This window comes from Streptomyces sp. NPDC051018 (assembly GCF_044456085.1).
GTDB lineage: Bacteria > Actinomycetota > Actinomycetes > Streptomycetales > Streptomycetaceae > Streptomyces.
This window is the reverse complement of record NZ_JBITFN010000004.1, coordinates 277,598-297,577: the sequence shown is the minus strand read 5'-3', so window position 1 is coordinate 297,577 and position 19,980 is coordinate 277,598. Positions and strand designations below refer to the sequence as shown.

Here is a 19,980-nt window from a genome sequence, read left to right as displayed (position 1 = left end):
CCGCTCACGGCCGGACCCCGATGATCTCGCCCCATGGCGGGTCCGATCACGATCCGGCCGCCGGAGAAAACTTTGTGAATTCATTCACCTGACCCCCTTGGCCAGGCGCACCCATCCGTGCTGAGATTCCCCATACTCAACAGCTCAAGGACGTGCTCGGGGAGGGCATAGTGGCGCATACCGCCATGTCTGGTTACGGAACCACAGCAGGTGACGATCCACTCCAGACCGCGGTATGGCGCCTGCGCTCACGCGGCTGCTGGACCGATGCGGCGGCCCTGCTGGCTCCGTACGCGACGGATCCCGCCGCGGCTCTGGAGCGGGTCGGCCTGTTCGTGGAGAGGTGTCTGTTCACCGCCGAGGGCTGGGCGGAGGCCGAGGACGCGCTCCGGACCGCCGAGGCCGTCGCCCGGGACGACGAGGAGCGCGGGGGCGCGGCCTGCGAACGCGGCAGGCTCGCGTACGCGGCGACGATCCTCGGGGTGCGCGACCGTGCCGACGAGGCGCGCTCGGCGCTCGGCCGGGCGGCGGCCCTGCTGGAGCCCACCTCGCCCCGGCGCCCGCTGCTGGACTTCCGCCGGGGCCTGCTGGCCGAGCACATCGCCGACTCACCGCAGGCCGCCCGGGCCGCCTACCGCCGCGCGCACGACGGCGCCGCCGCGCAGGGCGACGATCTCCTGCTCTCCTTCACCTGGCACCATCAGGCCGGACTCGCCCTGAGGGAAGGAGAGTTGGCGGAGGCGCGGCACGGCTTCTCCGAGGCTCTGCGCATCCGTGTGGAACTGGGGTACTTGATCGGCGCCGCTCCGGCGCTGGCCGCGCTCGCCGACTGCGAGCCGGAGCCGGAGGCCGGCCGGCTGCGGGCCGAGGCGGGCAGGCTCTTCCGGCTGCTGGGCGGGGTACCCGTCTGGCTCGCGGGCCGGCTCGCGAGCACGGTCCCAGCGCAGCCCGCGAAGCCGTCGGAGCCCGCGGCCTGACCCGACAGTGAGGGGGGTGAACGGCGGGTGAGAACACGCCGCAAGGAGGGGGAGGTCCCGGATCCGCGTTCGCGCTGGGACGAGATCACCGGCCGGCTGTGGATGGGCGGTCACGTCTGGATCGACGGCGACGAGCGCCGCCGGCCCGTGGTGGTGAACCACGAGTTCGATCTGGTCGTCAGCCTGTTCACCCGTCAGGGCCACGGCCCGCCGGCGGGCGTCGAGCACCGGATCCTGCCCATCCCCGACGACCCGCTGACCGCGCGGGAGATCGACCGGGTGCGCGAGCTGGCGGTGGTGACCGCGGACGCGTTACGCGGCGGTCGCAGCGTCCTGGTGCGCTGCCACGCCGGGTACAACCGGTCGGGTCTGGTGGTCGCGCAGACCCTGATCGAGATGGGGCTCGACGCCGGGGACGCGATCGACCGGGTCCGGCAGCGGCGCTCCCCGTGGGCGCTGCACAACGAGATCTTCGAGCAGTACCTGATGACCGGTCTGCATGTGGCGGCACTGCTGACCGATCTGGAGCCGCCCACGATGCTGTGAGCCGGTCGCCGCGGCGGGACACTCAGCCACGGCGGAGCCCGGCGGCCATGGCGGAGCCCCCGGCCACGGCGGGTCAGGCGTCCGCGGAGCCGGTGAAGTGCTCGCGGACCAGGGCGCGTACGACCGTCAGATCGTGCGCGACGAGCGCGTCCAGCAGCGCCTGGTGCTCGGCCGCGTCGGCCACCAGCTCCGCGCGCCGGGTGACGGGGGCGCCCGTCAGGGGCCACTGGGAGCGCCGGTGGAGGTCGTCGGCGATCGCGACCAGTTGTTCGTTGCCCGACAGGGAGAGCATCGCGCGGTGGAAGGCGCGGTCCGACTCCGCGTAGGTGGCCCGGTCGCCGATCGCCGCCGCGGCGGCCGTCGCCTCCGCGAGGGGACGCAGCTCGGCCCAGCGGCAGGCGGGGACGGTACGGGCCAGGCGCAGCACGACCGGGATCTCGATCAGGGCGCGGACCTCGGCGAGTTCGGCGAGTTCACGCGGTGATCGCACGGTGACCCGGAAGCCCCGGTTGGGGACCACCTCGACCGCTCCCTCGGCCGTCAGCCGCTGCATGGCCTCCCGTACGGGGGTCGCCGAGACACCGAACCGTACGGCGAGGGCCGGCGCGGAGTAGACCTCGCCGGGCACCAGTTCGCCGTCGACGAGCGCCGTACGCAGGGCCTGGAGGACCTGGCCGCGGACCGAGTGCCGCTGGACCGCGCGTGCGACGGGCGCCTGTGCCGGCAGGGTCACCTCCGCGGGGGCGGGCGGCTCGCTGTGGGTGTGCTCGCCCCGGGCCTGCTCGCCTCGCGGCCGGGAGGGCCGTACGGACTCGCCGCGCCCCTGTTCCGGCACACGCGGCTCCGCGGCGGGCGCGCGGCGCTCGCCACGGTCCTGCCCGGGAAGGCCCCCGGGGTGCGGCGCGGCGCCGTACGGCCGGGACGGACGGGAGCGGGCGGAGTACGGCACCGGAGAGGCGGGGGGCCGGGCGGAGGTGTACGGAGGCACGGACGCTGCCGTGTCGCGCGCTGGGGCCTGCTCCACTGGATCCTCCTCGGCCGGTAGCGGGCCCGGCCGGTACGGCCCCGGGCCCAGGGTGCACGATAGGCGGACCGGACCGCAGTTCAAACACCGATCCCTTCGGGTAAGGTAAGCCTTACCTGAAGACGATCGTGATTCGGTGGTCCCGGAATGACCCTGCCCGCTGTGCTGCCCCCCGCGTCCTCGGCCGTCGAGGACGCGTACGCGCGCCTCGCCGAGGTCTACTCCGGGCTGCGGATCGACGAGCTGAAGCCCGGCGAGCCGGCCCCGGCGGGAGACGGCTGGGTGGGCGCAGACGAACTGGCGGCGGGCGGCCCGGCGCTGGACGGCTATCTCGCCTGGGACGAGGCGCAGATCCTGCGGGACTACGGACAGCCGGCCCGCCCCGATGTGGTCGCCGCCTTCGGCCTCCACCGCTACGCCTGGCCGGCCTGCCTGCTGATCACCCTCCCCTGGTTTCTGCGCCGCCGCGTCCCCCATGTACCCCCGGCCCATACCGCCTACCACCGCACGCTCGGACGGATGGCGGTCCGCGTCACCCACTTCGCCTGCCTGCCGGGCGATCCGGCGGCCCGGCTGCCCGGTGCCCGTGTCGTACGGGACGAGGACGCGCTGCGCCACGAGGTGCGCAGCGCCGTCGCGGAGCATCTCGGTCCCCTGCTGGACGGCTTCGGCCCGCGGATGCGGCGCGGAAGGCGGGCACTATGGGGCATGGTGACGGACGAAGTCGTCGAAAGTCTCTGGTACATCGGCGGACAGCTCGGCGAGGAGCGGCGGGCGATGGCGGAGCTGGAGCTGCTGCTGCCGGGCACCGCCAAGCCGTACGTCGGCACCCCCGGCTTCCGGGTGCTCACCGGGCCCTCGGGCGAGCAACTGCCCACCCGGGACAGGGCGAGTTGCTGCATGTTCTATACACTGCGGCCGGAAGAGACCTGTGTCACGTGCCCCCGTACGTGCGACAGCGACCGTGTGACACGACTGATTCAGGGCGTCTGATCCACCGGCGCCGGGACCGATGTCATACTCCCGGATGTCACGCCCCCCTTCCGGGTGATATAAATCGTACGCAACTCCCTCTGCCCGTACGGCAGTTCGAGTAAAACGCACCTATCCGTATGCCGTATGGCCCCATTGGCGTTCTCTTGCCACAAAACCGCCTGGGATCGCCGGGACTTCGGTCACTATGGCGGCCGAAACGCCCTACCGCGATGCAGATGTAAGGGACGCCATTACATGAGAGACATATCGCTTACCTGGCTGCTTCCCGGCGGCGTGATGCTCGTGGGAGTCCTGGTCGCGATCGCTGTGCTCCAGCGCGCCAAGAAGGCCCCTGTCAAGGCTGAGCCCGAGGATTCCTGGGAGCGCAGCGAGGAGCGCCGCAGGCGCAAGGAGGCCCTGTACGGCACCGCCTCCTACGTACTCCTCTTCTGCTGCGCCGCCGTTGCCGCCGCTCTCTCCTTCCACGGACTGGTCGGCTTCGGCCGGCAGAATCTGAACCTCTCCGGGGGCTGGGAGTACCTGGTCCCGTTCGGTCTCGACGGTGCCGCCATGTTCTGTTCGGTGCTCGCCGTCCGTGAGGCCAGCCACGGTGACGCCGCCCTCGGCTCCCGCCTTCTGGTGTGGACGTTCGCGGGCGCGGCGGCCTGGTTCAACTGGGTCCACGCGCCCCGGGGCCTCGGCCACGCGGGCGCCCCGCAGTTCTTCGCGGGCATGTCGCTGTCGGCCGCGGTCCTCTTCGACCGCGCGCTCAAGCAGACCCGCCGCGCCGCCCTGCGCGAGCAGGGGCTCGTACCGCGTCCGCTCCCCCAGATCCGTGTCGTACGGTGGCTGAGGGCGCCCCGGGAGACCTTCAACGCCTGGTCGCTGATGCTCCTGGAGGGCGTCCGCACCCTGGACGAGGCGGTCGAGGAGGTCCGCGAGGACCAGGCGGCGAAGAAGCAGAACCGCATCCGCTCCCGCGACCAGGCCAAGCTGGACCGGGCCCGTATAAGGGCTCTCAACCGCCAGCACCGCGCCTGGGGCCGGGGCCGTGTGATGCGCGAGCCGGACCTCCCCGCGCTCGCCTCCTCGTCGGCCTCCGGTTCGGGTACGGGCTCCTCCGGGGGTTCCGCGGGGGCCCTGACGGAGGGCTCGAAACCCGTAGCGGAGCCTGCCATAGAGCCTGGAACGCTGCCGCTTCGATCCACGCCCTCCCGCCAGGCCGCGGACTCGGCGTCCGCTGAGCCCCGCATGGTCGACCTCACCGCCGAGGACGACACGATGACGCTGCCGCGGCTCGACTCGCTGGAACGCAAACTCAAGGATCTGGAGCAGCAGTTCGGCTGACCCCAGCCGCTGTTCTCACAACACAGGGCCGGTCCGGATTTCCGGACCGGTCCTGTGTTGTTGGCCCGTCCAGGACGGCTCTGACACCGGGGGAGATCGTGAACCGACCGCTGTTGTTCCTCGACGTGGACGGGCCGCTCAACCCTTATGCCGCACCGGAGAGGCGCCCCGACGGCTACACCTCATTGAGAATGCCCCAGGAGGACAGCGGAACTCCGGACGAAGGCAGATCACTCTCGCTCCGGTGGCGCCCTTCGCGGGTCTGGCTCAACCCAGAGCACGGACGGTCCCTGCTCCAGCTCGGTTACGAGCTGTGCTGGGCCACCACGTGGATGGCCGACGCCAACCGCCGGCTCGCTCCGGTACTCAACCTTCCCGAACTCCCCTTCGTCGATTTCGGCGACGCATTGTTCCGGGACCGCCCCGACGGGGTCCACTGGAAGACCGGCCCCCTGGTGGACTACGCCAACGGCCGTTCCTTCGCCTGGGTGGACGACGAACAGAGCGATCTGGACCAGGCATATGTGACTGCCCACCACTGCGGCCATGCGCTTCTGCACCACGTGAACCCGCGGATCGGTCTGCGCGACGCCGACTTCCGCGAACTCGCCGACTTCGCCCGGACCCTGGCCCCTCCAGGAGCCAGCGGCTAAGCGAGCCGACAGTCCATCAGACAGGTTGACGGTTGGTTCCGCGATCGGTACGGAACAACGCTAGACCGCTGCCGACACGGTCAGAACACTGGCTGCGGCAACAAGCCCGAAGGGTCCGCTGACCTGGACGAGGTAGGTCAGGAAGCAAGGGGTGCTTCTTCAGGAGTTCCTCCCCAGCGTCCGGCCAGGGGGCGTCGCCGGACGACAGCAGAGCCACGATCGGGAAGTCGACAAAGCGTCCCGTACGGCGTGCCACCTGAGCTACTGGCCCCCGATGGACTCGCCGAACCGCCGCACCTCAGAGATGGTCGTCGACCACTCAGAAATTTGGTTCCCGTCCTCGTCAACCAAACTTCGAGCCTCCACATATCGCCAAGGCTCTTGCGGATTAAACTCTTCTTCGAGGCCATCCAGGAAGATGATCGAATTTTGCACGTGGACAGAATCCCCTTCCCGGTAAATGGGCCAGCAGAAGATGAAGTTAGCGGTCTCCGGGGCTGTGATCGAAGAGATGAGGCACGAGGTTGAATTCTTGCTCGCCTCAAGTTTCCTCAAGGCTTTCTCCCAGCTTCGAGAGTAGTCAGCCACCGTCCATAAGCTCAGGTCCATCGGGAATGATTCTGAGAAATCCCCGACCGTGACCCTGCCGGCGCCCTCGGAAGGCGACGAGACGCCACCCTCCGAGGCAGGATCACCGATCACTTCGATCGCGAATCGGCTATTCCTTGAGATAGCTGCTACCCCGCCTCACCCCTCACCAGGGCTCTCCCATGCTGCTCTGACTACGCCATCTGCATCCGGCACCACGGCGCACCACCCAGCCAAGACCGCATCCGCCAGCATGAACGAAAATCCCCTGCCAGCTACTTCGGCGAGACTATCGGCCCCTCCTGGGTGGGCACGGTAAATGAGTTGGCCAGGCGTGAGCGGGGCTTCGAACGCAGTGAAATCTTCGCCCAATAGCCCGGCATCGAGCCGCAGGTCCGGGTTTGCGACGACGCAGAGGAGCGAGCGAGACCGTACAACCTGTGCCACCTCCGTCATATTTTCCGCAGTCACCCGGAACCATCGGCAGCCGTAAGCGCCGTGCGCCCAGCGCTCACACAAGAGCACTAGCCCATCGGCCGCCGCTCGAACCGAGCCCCAAAACTCGTCATCCACGACGCCATCGACAAGTCTTGGTTTCTCCTCCGGGTCCGGTTCCGATGTGCGCCACTCAAGAGACAGGTTGTCGCCAGCGAGTCCGGTAAGCAAATTGGCTACCGCTGGATCCATTGAGATATGGATGGCCCCATCCCATCCCGACTCGACGCGAAGCCGCCCCGGCGTGATCAGCCGGCAGTACGGCCCGAACCCAGCCGCCATCCGCTCAGCGAGATCTATCGCCTCCGCCGGGCTGGCCTGCATCCCGTTGCGGAGCCTCCAGTACCTGTCAGGGAGCGGTTCGCTGACCAGTAGCTCACTGACCTCAAGACGGTCAGCTCCGCATTCCTCGATCACCACGCTGAGCAACCTCCACAAATCCGCCGCGTAGGCACTCCAGCCCGGCGCCTCTGCCAGGGAGGCGCGGACATCCTGGTCGCTCGGGCTGACGACTAGCTCGGCTGTCATTTGGCTACCTAGCCACTTGAGACCCAACACCTCTCCTGTCGGGGATACATCCAGCCCGTACGTTCCATCCCGAGCCGAATCCTTCGTCGACTGGAAAGGGTTACGGAAGCTGGCACCCTTGAATACAGCCTGCTTGTTATGCCCGGTCCGATCGTAGGTGATATATCGAGGTTGACCACCTCCAGCCTTCTTGTTCTCCCAAATTGGGGCCCCGCCTGCAGACTTCATTTTAGTCTTCGTGTACCCCAAGAAATTCGCAACATCGTCGGACTGTGCACGCGTGAGCGAGTTGCAGTTGCTGTTGTGAACGAGGACCGGCGTCTGACCAGCGAGCACATAGTACGTGTGCGTGCTGAAGTGCTGTCATCTGCGTTGTCGCAGGTCAGCGCAATTCGGCCAGTCCGTGGGTGTACGTGGAAGTGCCCTGTTGTGCGCCCCTGTTGCCGTCGGCGTTGCCGTCAGACGGCTACGCGCGAGGGCGGTGGAGTGGGCTTTGGCCGGTGTCCTGTTCGGGTTGGGGTCGGGCATGGCCAGGGGGCCGTACGCTGGCCGGCAACTCGGGCAGGCTTTGGGCCTGACCGCAATGTGAACGAGTGGCCCCCTGGCCTTGCCCGACGCGGGCCCCAGCCCGAACAGGTGGGTAAAGCCCACGGAGCCGACCGACCCCGCCCGCGAGCTACGCACCGACCAACGCCCTGCCGCTGCCCTCGCCGTCAGCCTGGCGCTCGTCGTGCGGGTGCGTCCGTCTTTGCGCTTCCGGTCGTCCGCTGCGCTGTTTCTGCGCGGCCCGGTCGCTGGCCGGCCCGCGGTGGCGGAGCCGAGAGCGGGCCGCGTGGGCGGCCCTGTCAAGGCGACCCGCGCCAGCGGGTCGCCTTGACAGGGCCGCACTCCGACGCATCCGCTTCCACGACCTACGGCACTCGACCGCGACCCTGCTCCTGGAACAGGGCGTCGACCTCGTCGTCATCAAGGAGCTGTTGGGCCACGCCCACATCGGCGTCACAGCCGGCGTCTACGCTCACGTACGACTCCGACTCCAGCGTGACGCTATCGACCTTGAGCCATGCTCTCGGCGGCCAGGACGGCGACCCTGACGACCCGCCTGTTGCAGCCGTCGTCCGCTGACGTTGCCGTCAAGCAGCACGGAGGCCCCACCGGAGAACTCCGGCGGGGCCTTCATAATTCACCCTCACTTCTCCAGGGGCTGAGATCTCCTATTCCGGAGAAAATCCACGAATCACTGGATTATCCGCCAGTCCAGGAATGAAGCCGGTCAGATTAAAATGCGCCGCTCGCAGAAATTCAACGAATGAACCCACGAGCTCTTCGCGATCGACAGGGACTCGCCAGTCATGCTTCGATGACGTAATCACGACGCGATCCCCCTCGCGCCGAAGTCGAATGACTTCATCGTTCTCTGTGAAACCGATCGCCGAATCTTCTCCCGAAGAAAGTCGATTCAACGAATGACGAAGAGACAAGGCCAGATCCACAAGGGTCAGGTAACCCTGCCCAGATATGACCTCAACCCCATCGACCACCAACTCTACGCGTACCCCGAAGTACTTGTAGCAAAGGTCAATCTCACTGATGGCTGCCGGGCTGACGTGGCACGCCTTGTCCCAGGTGTCGCGCCAAGGCGACCCAGAACCCGGGGGCTCAAAAGAGAAGTGAATCACGGATTCCTCAGCTTTTCGCTACTCGCCTAGAACGGGAACGCCGTCACGACTTTACCGTCGTTAACGATGACACGAATGCTTGTCAACTCTCCACCGCCATTCGCCGGACCAGCCCTGCCGACAGGAACACCGAAGTCCCATTCATATATCTGTCCGGCGCGGGGCCTACCGGTCTCAGGGTCCGGCGTGTTCGGCCTAGGCGTCCCTCGATTGATAGTCTCCGCTATTCGCCCGCGAACATGCTTGGCCTTGCCCGTGAGGATTCCAGCCTTATCGTCGACCTTCGCACCGCCAGGCCGGTGCCGATCCACGATGTGCTGCCAGTCCCCATTTTCCAGCGCTGCGGTTCCACACAGGCCATTCGAATTATGAACGAGGACCGGCGTCGCCCCCGCCAGCACATAGTACGTGTGGATGTCTGCGACGGTGAGGTTGTGGACGGTTGCGTTCTGGGGCCAGCGCTTGACTGCGGTGATCTGGATGTGGGTTCCGGAGCTGGTGCGGAGCCACTGACCTGGTTGGAGGTCTGTGGCGTCGATCCACTTGCGGAGTTCGGGTACCCAGAAGGGGTGGTTGTCGGTGGCGGTGACGGAGGCGACCTTCGGGGTCTTTTCTTTTTTGAGTGTGATCTTGACCAGGTTCTTGTTGCCCTGGCTGAGGATGGTGTCTGTTACTTCCTTGACGGTGGTCTTGCCGGTCTGGGGGTTGGTGGCGAGGACCTTGTCGCCGATTTCGATTTCTTCAATCGGCTTGGTCTTCCCGTCGGCCATGACCACGAGTGTTCCGGGGATGAAGCTACTGCATTTACCCTTGGGTTTCGCTTTAGCGGCTATTACTCTCTTGGATATGATGGCGATCACTGCGCTGAAGGCGAGCTTTCCGGAACCCTCGGCAGTCCTGCCATTTGAGAAGTCTCCGTATATCTCGGAGGCTTCGGCGTATGCTCCTTTTGCCATGTCGGGGACTGCCGTGAGGGGGTTGTACATCTTTTGGACTCCAGCGAGGGCTTCCTCGCATTTGCCTTCGAGTGTGATGCAGCTTCTGATGTCTTTGAACGGCTGAACCGTGGAGTCCATCATCCCCGATCCGAAGTCCACAGCCTTTTTCACGAACGCGTCGGTAGCCTTACCCATCCAGCTCTTGCCCCCTCTTTGCTTGGTGACACTGGAGTCACCGGTTGCTTCGGGGCCGTCGTAGCAGTTGGAGGTGCAGTTGTCCCGTTCCCTTTCGGGGTGGTAGGTAGAGTCCTTGGTGGGGACACCATTTCTGCAACGGTCAAGTGCACCGGAGTGGCATTCGGGGACGCCGAGTCCGCTGGGGTCGGGGTTGATCAGGGGGTTCTGGGCGCCGTAGCTGTAGCCGTTCAGGGTTTGGGGGATGTCGACCTGAAGGAGGGGGTCGACGCTGATGAAACGGGCGATGTTGGGGTCGTATTCGCGGGCGCCGAGGTGGGTGAGGCCGGTGTCGGTGTCCTTGATGCCGCCGACGAAGCTCCTGTCGCCTTTCCAGGTGGTGGGCTGGGGGCCGCGAGGGGCGCCGAAGATGTTGGTTTTGCGGCGGGTGACGGTCTGGGCGGCGTCGGCGGTGATCTGGGTGGTGGCGGTGTTGTGGTGGTCGGTGAGGAGGAAGGTCAGCGTGCCGCCTGTTCGCATGGCGGTGTTCTTGCCGCCTGCGCTGTAGTAGCGGGTGCCGGTGGTCAGGTCGGCGTTGTCTGTGTGGAGTTCGTTGCCGCCGGGGAGGTAGAGGGTGGTGCCGGTGGAGTCTTTGCGGATGAGGCGCTGACCTTCGGTGTCGTAGCGGTATTCGGATGTTTTGGTGCCCTGGGTGACGGTTTCGAGGTGGCCTTGGTCGTCCCAGGTGAGGTGAACCGCCCCGGGCACTGGTCCTACCCCGGGTTCAGATTCCTCAAGCAGTACTAAGGGCTGTCCCGCAATCTCCGGCGGGCGCACGACGACAGCTACGGCACCTCGCTTCGTTGTCGAAACGCCCAAATACGCCCAGTATGTGGGCGCTCCTCCGCCTTGCGATGCACCGCATCTGACGCCGCGCGCTGATCCACCGCCGACTACGGGACAGCCCTTAGCCGGCGGCACCGGACCGCCCCGACACACCGATGCCGTTCCCGGCAGCCGCCGGGAACGGCATCGGTGACAGGAACCCCCGCACCGGGAAGCGGATCACCCGGACCCGGCGTTCCCCGGCTGCCGGCCGCCGAAGGCGCGGCGACGGTCGAAGGCGCGGCGGGCGTCCGGCCCGCCGCGCACCCCCTACGCGGCCCTGTTGTTGAGTTCGAACCAGACCACCTTGCCCGCGCTCTGCGTCCGTACGCCCCAGGAGTCGGCCAGACTCTGGACCAGTGCCAGTCCCCGGCCGTGGGTGTCGAGGGTCTCCTCCGGGGGGTCGTCGTCGGTGGCGGGAGAGCCGGGAAGGCCCTCCATGAAGTCCCGGACCTCCACGCGCAGCGTCGTGGACGCCACCGTCGCCGTGACCACCGCGCCGTGATCCGTGTGGATCAGCGCGTTGGTGACCAGTTCACTCGCCAGCAGTTCGGCCACGTCGGCCGTGTCCCGGCCGGCCCAGTGGCCCAGTAGTTCCCGGAGTCCGTGCCGCACCTCCGGCACGGACTTCAGATCGCCGCACCCCATGCTCCGGTGCAGCCGCTCCCTTCCGCGGGCCTGTCCAGGCTGTCCCCCATGCCGGCCGTGTCCGTCTGCGGCGGACCCGGCCCCTCCCTGACGCCCTGTCATCATCCCCACCCGTTAACGTCGGACCCTTCGTCACGACTCTCCGTGTCGCATACTTCCACGGAGAGCCCTGCCCTTATCCGGGGCACACCACGCATGACGAAATGGTCAAGCCGCTCCGGGACGGGATTTTTCCCGCAGAGGGCGGATGTGGTCTACGCCAATTGTCGGAGATGGGCGTCTCAGGGCCGGGGAACGTTCCGGAGATTGGAACGGGCCATCTGCACCATCCGGCCGACCCCGCCGTCCAGCACCATCTTGCTGGCGGAGAGCGCGAATCCGGTGACCATCTCCGCGCTGATCTTCGGCGGGATGGAGAGGGCGTTCGGGTCGGTCACCACATCGACGAGCGCCGGACCCTTGTGCTTGAGGGCCTCCTTCAGCGCGCCCTCCAGCTGCCGGGGCTTCTCGACCCGTACGCCGTACGCGCCGGACGCCCGGGCGATCGCGGCGAAGTCGGGGTTCTTGTTGGTCGTTCCGTACGAGGGCAGCCCCGCGACCAGCATCTCCAGTTCGACCATGCCCAGCGAGGAGTTGTTGAAGAGCACCACCTTCACCGGCAGGTCGTACTGGACGAGGGTGAGGAAGTCGCCCATCAGCATCGAGAACCCGCCGTCGCCGGACATCGAGATGACCTGGCGCTCCCGGTCGACGAACTGCGCCCCGATCGCCTGCGGCAGGGCGTTGGCCATCGATCCGTGGCTGAAGGACCCGATGATCCGCCGGCGGCCGTTGGGCGAGAGATAGCGCGCGGCCCAGACATTGCACATCCCGGTGTCGACGGTGAACACCGCGTCCTCGTCGGCGAGTTCGTCGAGCACCGACGCCACATACTCGGGGTGGATCGGAACATGCTTCTCCACCTTGCGGGTGTACGCCTTGACGACCCCCTCCAGCGCGTCGGCGTGCTTCTTCAGCATCTTGTCGAGGAACCTGCGGTCGCTCTTCGCCCGGACCCGCGGGATCAGACAGCGCAGGGTCTCACGGACATCGCCCCAGACGGCGAGATCCAGTTTGGAGCGGCGGCCCAGGTTCTCGGGGCGGATGTCGACCTGGGCGATCCGCACATCGTCGGGCAGGAAGGCGTTGTACGGGAAGTCCGTCCCGAGCATGATCAGCAGATCGCACTCGTGGGTGGCCTCGTAAGCGGCGCCGTAACCGAGCAGACCGCTCATGCCGACGTCGTACGGGTTGTCGTACTGGATCCACTCCTTGCCCCGCAGGGCGTGTCCCACCGGGGACTTCACCAGCTCGGCGAACTCCATCACCTCGGCGTGCGCGCCCGCCGTGCCGCTGCCGCAGAAGAGGGTGACCCGGTCGGCCTCGTCGATCATCCGGACCAGCTTGTCGATCTCCCCGTCCCCCGGGCGTACGGTCGGCCGCGAGGTCACCATCGCGTGTTCGACGGCCTTCTCGGGGGCCTGCTGGGCGGCGATGTCGCCCGGCAGCGAGACGACGCTGACACCGCTGCGGCCGATGGCGTTCTGGACCGCCGTCTGGAGCAGCCGGGGCATCTGCTTCGGATTGGAGATCAGCTCGCTGTAGTGGGAGCACTCACGGAACAGCTGGTCCGGGTGGGTCTCCTGGAAGTATCCGAGACCGATCTCGCTGGAGGGGATGTGGGAGGCGAGGGCCAGTACGGGGGCCATGGAGCGGTGGGCGTCATAGAGCCCGTTGATGAGATGGAGATTGCCCGGGCCGCAGGATCCCGCGCAGGCCGCGAGTTTTCCGGTGATCTGCGCCTCGGCGCCGGCCGCGAAGGCGGCGGTCTCCTCGTGCCTGACCTGGATCCAGTCGATGGCGGAGTTGCGGCGGATCGCGTCGACGACGGGGTTGAGACTGTCACCGACGACTCCGTAGAGCCGCTGGACACCGGCGCGGACGAGAATGTCGACGAACTGCTCCGCCACGTTCTGCTTGGCCATGGGATGCGCACCCTTTCTCGGCATGGACGTATGAACGTCCATCAATTCACGGTGAGCGCGATTTCGCCTCCCAGTTACGTCCAGCGGCCCGCCCCGGCAGCGTCCGCGGGGCGGGCCGCCGGGGCCCGGGTGTGCTCACGGGCCGGGGGTCATGCCTCCCAGACGGCGACGGCCGTACGATCGTCCGCGTACCCCTTGACCCGCAGGGTGGCGTCGGCGAGGAACGCGGCGAGGCCCGGCGGCTCACTCCCGGCCCAGCGCCCGGCCAGTTCCGCCGCGAGGTCCGGCTCACCGCGCATCGGCTCGGCGAGTCCGGGGCCGCAGAGCAGGAGCGTGTCCCCGGGGCGGGCCACGGACGCCCGGAACCGGAAGGCCTCCGCGGGCGCCGGCACCGGTGCTTCCACATAGAGGGACGGCGGAGTCGCGATCCCGAGGTCCATGGTCAGCCGGTCGCCGTCCGGGGTCTCCGAGGGGACGTCCGCCCGTGACGAGCCGTATCCGACGACCGGTTCGCCCGCGACCGAGTCGGGCTTGGGTACCTCCGGCTCGATGTCCTGCCAGCCTCCGTCCCTGAGCCGGAACAGCCCGCCGGGGCCGACGCCGAAGAAGACCCGGGTACGGCACCGGGGGTCGGCGGAGAGCAGCAGACAGCGCAGCCCCGCGGTGTACTCCTCCGGCGCCACCCCCAGATCGGCGGCGGCGGCCCGCAGTTTCCCGAAACTGCGGTCGGTCAGACGGTGCAGCCCGGACTTGAGTTCGCCGCGCCGCCCGGCCCTGATGTCCTCGGCGAGCCTGACATGGCTCCGCCCGACGGCCCCGCCGATCCACCGGCAGACGTCGGCGGCGGCGAGATGGGCCCCCTCGGTCCCCCGTGCCCCGCTCGCCACGGCCACCAGCACCAGCGCGCCGGTTCCGGCCCCGAACCGGGCGGTCAGCAGCGCGTCCCGGCGGGGCTCGCCGCGGTAGCGTGCGGAGTCCCCGCGCGTCGATGCGGCTCGGAGGGTGTACGCCCCGTACCGGGCCCCGTCGAGCACCGTGTCCGCGACCACCTCATCCAGGCGGGCCGCGTCCGCGACGGGAAGGGCGGTGGGCTCGGCGTCATAGGTGGGCGGCCCGGCCCCGATGTACTCCGGATGCCGGTCGGCTGCCCGTGGTGCGCCCGCAGAAGCGGGCGGCTCCGAAGGCACCGCGGACCGGACGGCCGGCGGCACGGCGGGGCGCCCGGGCGGCTGCGCCGGGGGCGTGGCGGGTGACGGCGCCGGGGGGCGCGCGGGCGGGGGCGCGACCGAGGGCTGCGGGGGCGCCTGCGCGGGGCGCTGGACGGGGGGTGGGGCCGGGCGCTCCGGTGGTTCGGGCGTGAGCGGCGGGGGCGCCTGTGCGGGAGGCCTCACCGGCGGCGCGGCCGGACGCTCGGGCGGTACGGCCCCGGTGGGCGCTTCCCAGGGGGCCCGGGGGCGCGGGGCCGCGGGCGGGGGACCGGGCGGTACGGAGGGTGGGACCGCACCGGCGGGGGCCCAGGCGCCCGGCGCGGACGGCTTGGCGGGCCGGTCGGACCCGGCCACCGTGTCCCGGACCGGTGGCGTGCCCCGCTCGGCCGACGCATCGGACGGCCCCGGTGTACCCGGCTCACGCGGACCACCTGACGCGCCTGTTTCACGCGGACCACCCGGCGCACCCGATACTTCTGAAGCACCCGGCACCCTCGGTTCGCCCGACGCACGCAGCTCGCCCGGCCTACCCGGCCCAGCAGACTGACGCGGGTCATCCGGTTGACGCGGGTCACCCGAGGCACGGGCCTCACCGCGTCCGGCCGGGTTGTCGTCCTCCGTCCCCGGCGCGGTGGTGGTTACCGGCGGTCCCGCGGTCATGGCCGTGCCCTGACCGCCCGATCCAGCGGTCCCGCCGACTCCACCAGATCCGCCGGAGCCAGCCGTTCCGGCGGACGGCTCCGGCGATGGCGGAACGGTCAACTCCGGGAGAGTCGGCTCGGGAACGCCCGACGCCGAGGTCCCGGCTTCACCAGATGCACCGGAGGCCCCGGACCCACCGGACTCCCCCGACGTACCGGACCCACCCGGCTCACCGGCACCGCGGCCCGGACCGGATGCACCGCCCGAACCGGCGGCACGGTCCGGGTCAGGAACGCGGCCCGGACCAGGAGCGCGGTCCGCGCCAACGGGTCCGCCCCCGCCGACCGGTCCGCCCCCGCCGACCAGCGCCTCGGGGACGTCCAGGGTGTCCGCCGGGTCCGCCTCCCACCAGGCCCGGGACCGGGGGACACCGCCGCCCGAAGACCCCTCGGTCCCGGCCCCGGGCCCGGGCTCGGTGACCGTGTCCGACACGGACTCGAAGTGGTCGTCGAGCGTGTCGCCCCCTCGTGGCGCCGGACCCGTGTCCGGCTCGGACTCGTCGTACAGCCGGTTCCACCAGTCGTCCTCGGCGGCGGCGGGCGTCTCCCCCTGCTGACTCATGCCCTTATTGTCCACCGCGAGAGCCCCCGGAAAACGGGGCAGGCCGAAAACCTGTCGGCGGGCACCACCCGAACAGCGGTCCGCCGGGCGTCCGACCCCCCGTGGGCCGGGCGCACGGCGGACCTGTCATGGGGTCAGCTCCAAAGGTCAGCGCACGGCGTACGCGTCGGCCACGAGCTGGGTCACGGAATTGCCGTTGGCGTCCGTGAGTTCGGTCCGCAGGGTGACGGGCCTGCCCGCCGCGCCCGCGTGGTCGACGGTCGCGGTCCAGTTTCCGCCCTTGCGGGAGGTGGGCGCGGCCGTCCAGGTGTCACCACCGTCGTAGGAGTACGACAGCTTCGCCGAGGTCAGCGCGGCGGGGCGGTAGCCCGCATGGCCGGTGGCGGTCAGGGTGATGCGCTGGCCGTCGGCCGCGGGGAGTGTTTTCAGGCCGTCCTCGGGAAGGCCGTAACCGGGGAAGAGCAGCGGAATCCCCTGGGAGTAGACGCTCTCGTCCAGCGCGGAGCGGAACTTCCAGGACGTCTCGACCTGGGTGGAGCGCTTCCATACGGTGGAGGGTATTCCGATCTTGGTGGTGGACAGGGTGAGTTCGTACGCCGCCTCCCCCGCGGGGACCTCGAAGGCGCCGAAGGGGTACGGGCTCTCCCCGACCTCCTCGCCGTCACGGGTCAGCCTCAGACTGCCGAGGTCACCGAACGACCCCGCGAGGCCGGAGTGTTCGCTGTCGCCCCAGAACGCCGGGGCGGCCCCGATCAGATTGCCCTGCCGTTCGGCGGCGAGTTCCGGTTTCCCGGTGGAGTCGCGCGGGGTGGCAGGGGCGGGGACTCCGCCGTACCAGCTCTCCGCGCGCCGCTGGCCCGGCCTGTAGGTGCGCGGCGGGTCGACCATGCTCTCGCCCCACGGGAAGCTGGAGGAGACGAGATGGTCCCAGGAGGTGTCGCCCGTCGAGTACAACTCCGTGCGGGTGCCGGGGACACCGACCAGATTCATGCCGGAGATCAGGGCCTGCGCGCCGTCGGGACGGTAGGCGAGAACGCTGTCGGTGTAGTCGGAGCGCACGCCCATCGCGTGGTACGTGGACTCGTTGCGGCCGAGCGCGCCGTCGCGGACGCGGTAGACGCGGCCGGAGGTGACCGGGCCGTCCTCGGGGAAGGCCAGGTTGTAGACGTACGGGCTCCGCGCGGTGGCCCGCCAGCGGAGGGTCACCGGACCGGCCCCCAGCCGCTCCCGCAGGGACGCCGCCTCGGCGGCCTCGATGACCAGCACCGGGTGGGGCGCCGCGCCATGGCCGGTGGAGGGCAGCCAGCGCCCGGCGGACGGGCGGTGCACGATGACGGCCTTCGCGCCCGCGGCCTTGGCGTTCTGGGCCAGGACGTAGGCGCTGCCGCCGTCGTCGGGGAACGAGACGAGGGCGAACTTCCCTCCGACGCCGGCCGCCCGCAGTTCCTCCGGTGTGCCGGCGCCCGCGTCGACGACCTCGGCCCGGCCGGTGCCGTCGAGGTTGACCGATCCGGCGTTCGCGGCGATCGGGTGGAGGGCGGGGCCGCCCACGACCGAGAGCTCGTCGACGAGGGGGGCGTAGACGCGCCAGTAGCTGGCGAACTCGAAGTCGCCGTCACGGGCGCGGCCCCGTACGTCGGCGTAGTAGCCGGTGATGAGCCGGTTGCCGGTGAGGCTGCCTTCGTGCAGCCACTCGTCCCAGGTGCGGGAGAAGCCGAGGGTGGCGCCGCGGGCTTCGCCGGGGCGGTCGGTGCGCACGCTCAGCCGGTGGGCCTCGCGCGCATCGAGGACGATCGTGGTGTCCTTCGTCAGCTCGATCTCGGGGCGGGCGAGATAGCCGACCGTCAGATCGGGAGAGCTGACGAAGGAGGAGAGGAAGTACGAGCCGGGGCGCAGCCGGTAGGTCTGTTCGGCCGCGCCCTTGTTGAGGCGGCGCTCGCCACTGGCGTCGTCGGTGCCGATGACGTCGAGCGAGGAGAACCCGGCGGCGGGCTGTCCGGCGCGGTCGACGAGCTTGACGCGCAGGGTGACGGTCTCGGGCTGGACGTACAGCGCGAAGGGCGTGGAGACGCTGACGCCGGACGCCGTGGCGATGACCCGGCCGGTGATGTCGCCGTACTGGGCGCGTTCGATCCGTACGGACGGGTCGAGGGTGAGCGGGACCTTGACGGTGGCCCCGGCGGGGACGGTGACGGACCGTGAGCCGAGCCGGGCGAGGGGCGCACGGACGCGGGAGCCGTCGTTGCCGGTGACGGAGCGGACGGCGAGGTCCAGCCGTAGTGGCCGGTCGCCGGTGTTGGTGTACGGGAGGGAGACGGTGGTGCGGTCGCTACTGTGCTGGGGCCAGTCGAAGGTCCCGCCCTGGACGGCGGGGGCGCCGGTGACGGTGGTGGCGACGGCGGCCCCGACGTCGAGCCGTCCGGCGCCGGTCTCGCGTACGTCCCCGGGGGCGGACGCCCGGTCCGACGGCTCGGCCGAGGAGACGAGGGCGGCCTTCAGCTGCTGGGCCGTCCAGTCGGGGTGGCGCTGGCGCAGTACGGCGGCCGCGCCCGCGACATGCGGGGTGGCCATCGACGTACCGGACATGGACTGGTAGGCGTACACCCCGCGGCCGCCCGCCGCGGCGGCCGAGATGCCGACGCCGGGCGCGGCGATCTCGGGCTTGAGGGTATGGGTGACGCGGGTGGGGCCGCGGCTGGAGAAGCCCGCGGTGGTGTCGTCGCGGTCGACGGCTCCGACGGTGAGCACGGCGGGCACACAGCCGGGTGAGGAGACGGAGTTCAGTACGGGACCGCTGTTGCCCGCGGCGACGACGAACAGCGTGCCCTCGCTGCGGGCGAGTTCGGCGGTGGCGGTGCTCATCGGGTCGGTGCAGTCGGTCGGTTCCGAGCTGCCGAGGCTCATGGAGACGATGTCGGCCTTGTTGTCGACGGCCCACTGCATCCCGGCGATGATCCAGGAGGTGGCGCCGGAGCCCCAGTCGTCGAGGACCTTGGCGTTGAGGAGGTCCGCGCCGGGGGCCACGCCCTTGTTCCTGCCGCCGCCGGCCGCGCCGGAGCCGCCCACCGTGGACATGGTGTGGGTGCCGTGGCCCTGAACATCGCCGTCGGTGTCGGAGTCGGTGAAGTTCCGGGAGGCGGTGATCCGGCCCTTGAGGTCGGGGTGTCCGGCGTCCGCGCCGGTGTCGAGCACGGCGACCCTGGTGCCCCTGCCGTCGTATCCGGCGGCCCAGGCGGCGTTCGCGCGGACCTGGCGCGTGGAGCGGTCGAGGGTGGCCTCGACCTTGCGGTCCAGCCAGAGCTTGGTCATCCGGGAGCCGGCGCGTGTACGGGCGAGGTCGGCCCAGAAGGTGGCCGCCTGCTTCTTGTCGGCCCGCAGCGCGACCCCGTCGACGGCCTTGAGGACCTGGCCGCGCCGTGCGCCGCGCGGGGCGGCGGGCACGGAACCGGACACATCGGTGCCGTAGACGGCGATCAGCGGCAGGGTGGGTGAGCGCTCGTCGTCGTAGCCCTGGCGGATCAGCCCGGTGACATTGAACAGTTCCTCGTCGACCGTGCCGGCGGCGAGCGCGGAGGCGGCGCCTTCGGGGTAGACGTACAGGTCACGGCCCGATCGGCGGGTCTGGACGAGGGGGGTCGTACCGTCGGCGCGCGGCAGCAGGGTGGCCGTCGGGGCGCCGGCCGGGTCGCGGCGGACGAGTACGCGGTCTCCCGTGACGAGGGTGACCGTGGACGGCCGTTCCCCCTTCCGCGCGGCCGGTTCGCCGCCGACGAGCGGTCTCTTGGCGGTCGTGCCGGCCGTATCGGTCGTTCCGTCACCGTCGTACGGGCTCGCCGCCGACGGGGCGATCACGCTGACCGCCAGGGCCGCGGCCAGCGCCGCTCCCAGGGCCGTACGCGTCATCGGGCGCATCGCTCTCCCATCTGATTCCGGCACGACATGCGTACGCAAGGCGGACAAAGCACATGAGCGCACACCAAATTCACCGACGCCGGAGGCTGTTGGTGCTGGGGTGGCGCAACAGTGCC

Annotated in this window: 14 protein-coding genes and 1 pseudogene; 6 read left to right on the top strand and 9 right to left on the bottom strand. The window is 69.6% G+C overall.

From position 1 onward, the window contains the following. Positions 1 to 185: 185 nt before the first annotated feature. A complete protein-coding gene (locus ACIBCM_RS10090; RefSeq protein WP_399241518.1) occupies positions 186 to 977 on the top strand; it encodes a hypothetical protein in 792 nt (263 codons plus the stop codon). Positions 978 to 1,004: 27 nt separating this feature from the next. Then, positions 1,005 to 1,523 carry a dual specificity protein phosphatase family protein gene (locus ACIBCM_RS10085; protein ID WP_399241517.1) on the top strand — a complete coding sequence of 173 codons (519 nt, stop codon included), beginning with the start codon at positions 1,005 to 1,007 and terminating at the stop codon, positions 1,521 to 1,523. A 73-nt stretch (positions 1,524 to 1,596) separates the two neighbouring features. Here the strand turns inward: ACIBCM_RS10085 and ACIBCM_RS10080 are convergent, their stop codons facing one another. Next, a complete protein-coding gene (locus ACIBCM_RS10080; protein WP_399241646.1) occupies positions 1,597 to 2,472 on the bottom strand; it encodes an FCD domain-containing protein in 876 nt (291 codons plus the stop codon). 222 nt (positions 2,473 to 2,694) lie between these two features. On the opposite strand from ACIBCM_RS10080, the gene ACIBCM_RS10075 reads away from it, so the two are divergent. The 3 genes from ACIBCM_RS10075 (at position 2,695) to ACIBCM_RS10065 (ending at position 5,522) form a co-directional block, all read left to right on the top strand. After that, complete coding sequence (locus ACIBCM_RS10075; RefSeq protein ID WP_399241516.1) at positions 2,695 to 3,540, top strand: (2Fe-2S)-binding protein; 846 nt, start codon at positions 2,695 to 2,697, stop codon at positions 3,538 to 3,540. A 237-nt stretch (positions 3,541 to 3,777) separates the two neighbouring features. Continuing rightward, complete coding sequence (locus tag ACIBCM_RS10070) at positions 3,778 to 4,869, top strand: DUF2637 domain-containing protein (RefSeq protein ID WP_399241515.1); 1,092 nt, start codon at positions 3,778 to 3,780, stop codon at positions 4,867 to 4,869. Between the two features lie 98 nt (positions 4,870 to 4,967). Beyond that, a complete protein-coding gene (locus ACIBCM_RS10065) occupies positions 4,968 to 5,522 on the top strand; it encodes a hypothetical protein (protein ID WP_399241514.1) in 555 nt (184 codons plus the stop codon). A gap of 261 nt (positions 5,523 to 5,783) precedes the next feature. Here ACIBCM_RS10065 and ACIBCM_RS10060 read toward each other — a convergent pair whose 3' ends face one another. Together ACIBCM_RS10060 and ACIBCM_RS10055 are read right to left on the bottom strand one after the other, a co-directional pair. Continuing rightward, entirely contained in the window at positions 5,784 to 6,131 is a 348-nt protein-coding gene (locus tag ACIBCM_RS10060) for a hypothetical protein (protein WP_399241513.1), read from the bottom strand. Between the two features lie 138 nt (positions 6,132 to 6,269). Next, positions 6,270 to 7,469: a toxin C-terminal domain-containing protein gene (locus ACIBCM_RS10055; protein ID WP_399241512.1), complete on the bottom strand. Its 1,200-nt coding sequence runs from the start codon at positions 7,467 to 7,469 to the stop codon at positions 6,270 to 6,272. Positions 7,470 to 8,005: 536 nt separating this feature from the next. Between ACIBCM_RS10055 and ACIBCM_RS10050 the strand changes: the two are divergent. Further along, a pseudogene (locus ACIBCM_RS10050) lies at positions 8,006 to 8,258 on the top strand (tyrosine-type recombinase/integrase); the annotation flags it as partial. A gap of 89 nt (positions 8,259 to 8,347) precedes the next feature. Here the strand turns inward: ACIBCM_RS10050 and ACIBCM_RS10045 are convergent. The 6 genes from ACIBCM_RS10045 to ACIBCM_RS10020 form a co-directional block, all read right to left on the bottom strand. Beyond that, a complete protein-coding gene (locus tag ACIBCM_RS10045) occupies positions 8,348 to 8,812 on the bottom strand; it encodes a hypothetical protein (protein ID WP_399241511.1) in 465 nt (154 codons plus the stop codon). A 26-nt stretch (positions 8,813 to 8,838) separates the two neighbouring features. Beyond that, positions 8,839 to 10,803, bottom strand: a complete 1,965-nt coding sequence (locus tag ACIBCM_RS10040; RefSeq protein ID WP_399241510.1) for a polymorphic toxin-type HINT domain-containing protein — start codon at positions 10,801 to 10,803, stop codon at positions 8,839 to 8,841. Between the two features lie 276 nt (positions 10,804 to 11,079). After that, positions 11,080 to 11,559: an ATP-binding protein gene (locus ACIBCM_RS10035; RefSeq protein WP_399241645.1), complete on the bottom strand. Its 480-nt coding sequence runs from the start codon at positions 11,557 to 11,559 to the stop codon at positions 11,080 to 11,082. Between the two features lie 179 nt (positions 11,560 to 11,738). Then, positions 11,739 to 13,481, bottom strand: a complete 1,743-nt coding sequence (locus tag ACIBCM_RS10030) for a pyruvate dehydrogenase (protein ID WP_399241509.1) — start codon at positions 13,479 to 13,481, stop codon at positions 11,739 to 11,741. Between the two features lie 149 nt (positions 13,482 to 13,630). Beyond that, positions 13,631 to 15,952 carry a protein phosphatase 2C domain-containing protein gene (locus tag ACIBCM_RS10025; protein WP_399241508.1) on the bottom strand — a complete coding sequence of 774 codons (2,322 nt, stop codon included), beginning with the start codon at positions 15,950 to 15,952 and terminating at the stop codon, positions 13,631 to 13,633. Between the two features lie 147 nt (positions 15,953 to 16,099). Further along, positions 16,100 to 19,864, bottom strand: coding sequence for a S8 family serine peptidase (locus ACIBCM_RS10020; protein ID WP_399241507.1), 3,765 nt, complete (start codon positions 19,862 to 19,864; stop codon positions 16,100 to 16,102). Positions 19,865 to 19,980: the final 116 nt, after the last annotated feature.

Excerpts from the sequence above, each read along its gene's own strand:
- ACIBCM_RS10090 (WP_399241518.1), top strand. The coding sequence starts at position 186 with ATGTCTGGTTACGGAACCACAGCAGGTGACGATCCACTCCAGACCGCG.
- ACIBCM_RS10075 (WP_399241516.1), top strand. The coding sequence starts at position 2,695 with ATGACCCTGCCCGCTGTGCTGCCCCCCGCGTCCTCGGCCGTCGAGGAC.
- ACIBCM_RS10070 (WP_399241515.1), top strand. The coding sequence starts at position 3,778 with ATGAGAGACATATCGCTTACCTGGCTGCTTCCCGGCGGCGTGATGCTC.
- ACIBCM_RS10060 (WP_399241513.1), bottom strand. The coding sequence starts at position 6,131 with ATGGACCTGAGCTTATGGACGGTGGCTGACTACTCTCGAAGCTGGGAG.
- ACIBCM_RS10035 (WP_399241645.1), bottom strand. The coding sequence starts at position 11,559 with ATGACAGGGCGTCAGGGAGGGGCCGGGTCCGCCGCAGACGGACACGGC.
- ACIBCM_RS10030 (WP_399241509.1), bottom strand. The coding sequence starts at position 13,481 with ATGGCCAAGCAGAACGTGGCGGAGCAGTTCGTCGACATTCTCGTCCGC.
- ACIBCM_RS10025 (WP_399241508.1), bottom strand. The coding sequence starts at position 15,952 with ATGAGTCAGCAGGGGGAGACGCCCGCCGCCGCCGAGGACGACTGGTGG.
- ACIBCM_RS10020 (WP_399241507.1), bottom strand. The coding sequence starts at position 19,864 with ATGCGCCCGATGACGCGTACGGCCCTGGGAGCGGCGCTGGCCGCGGCC.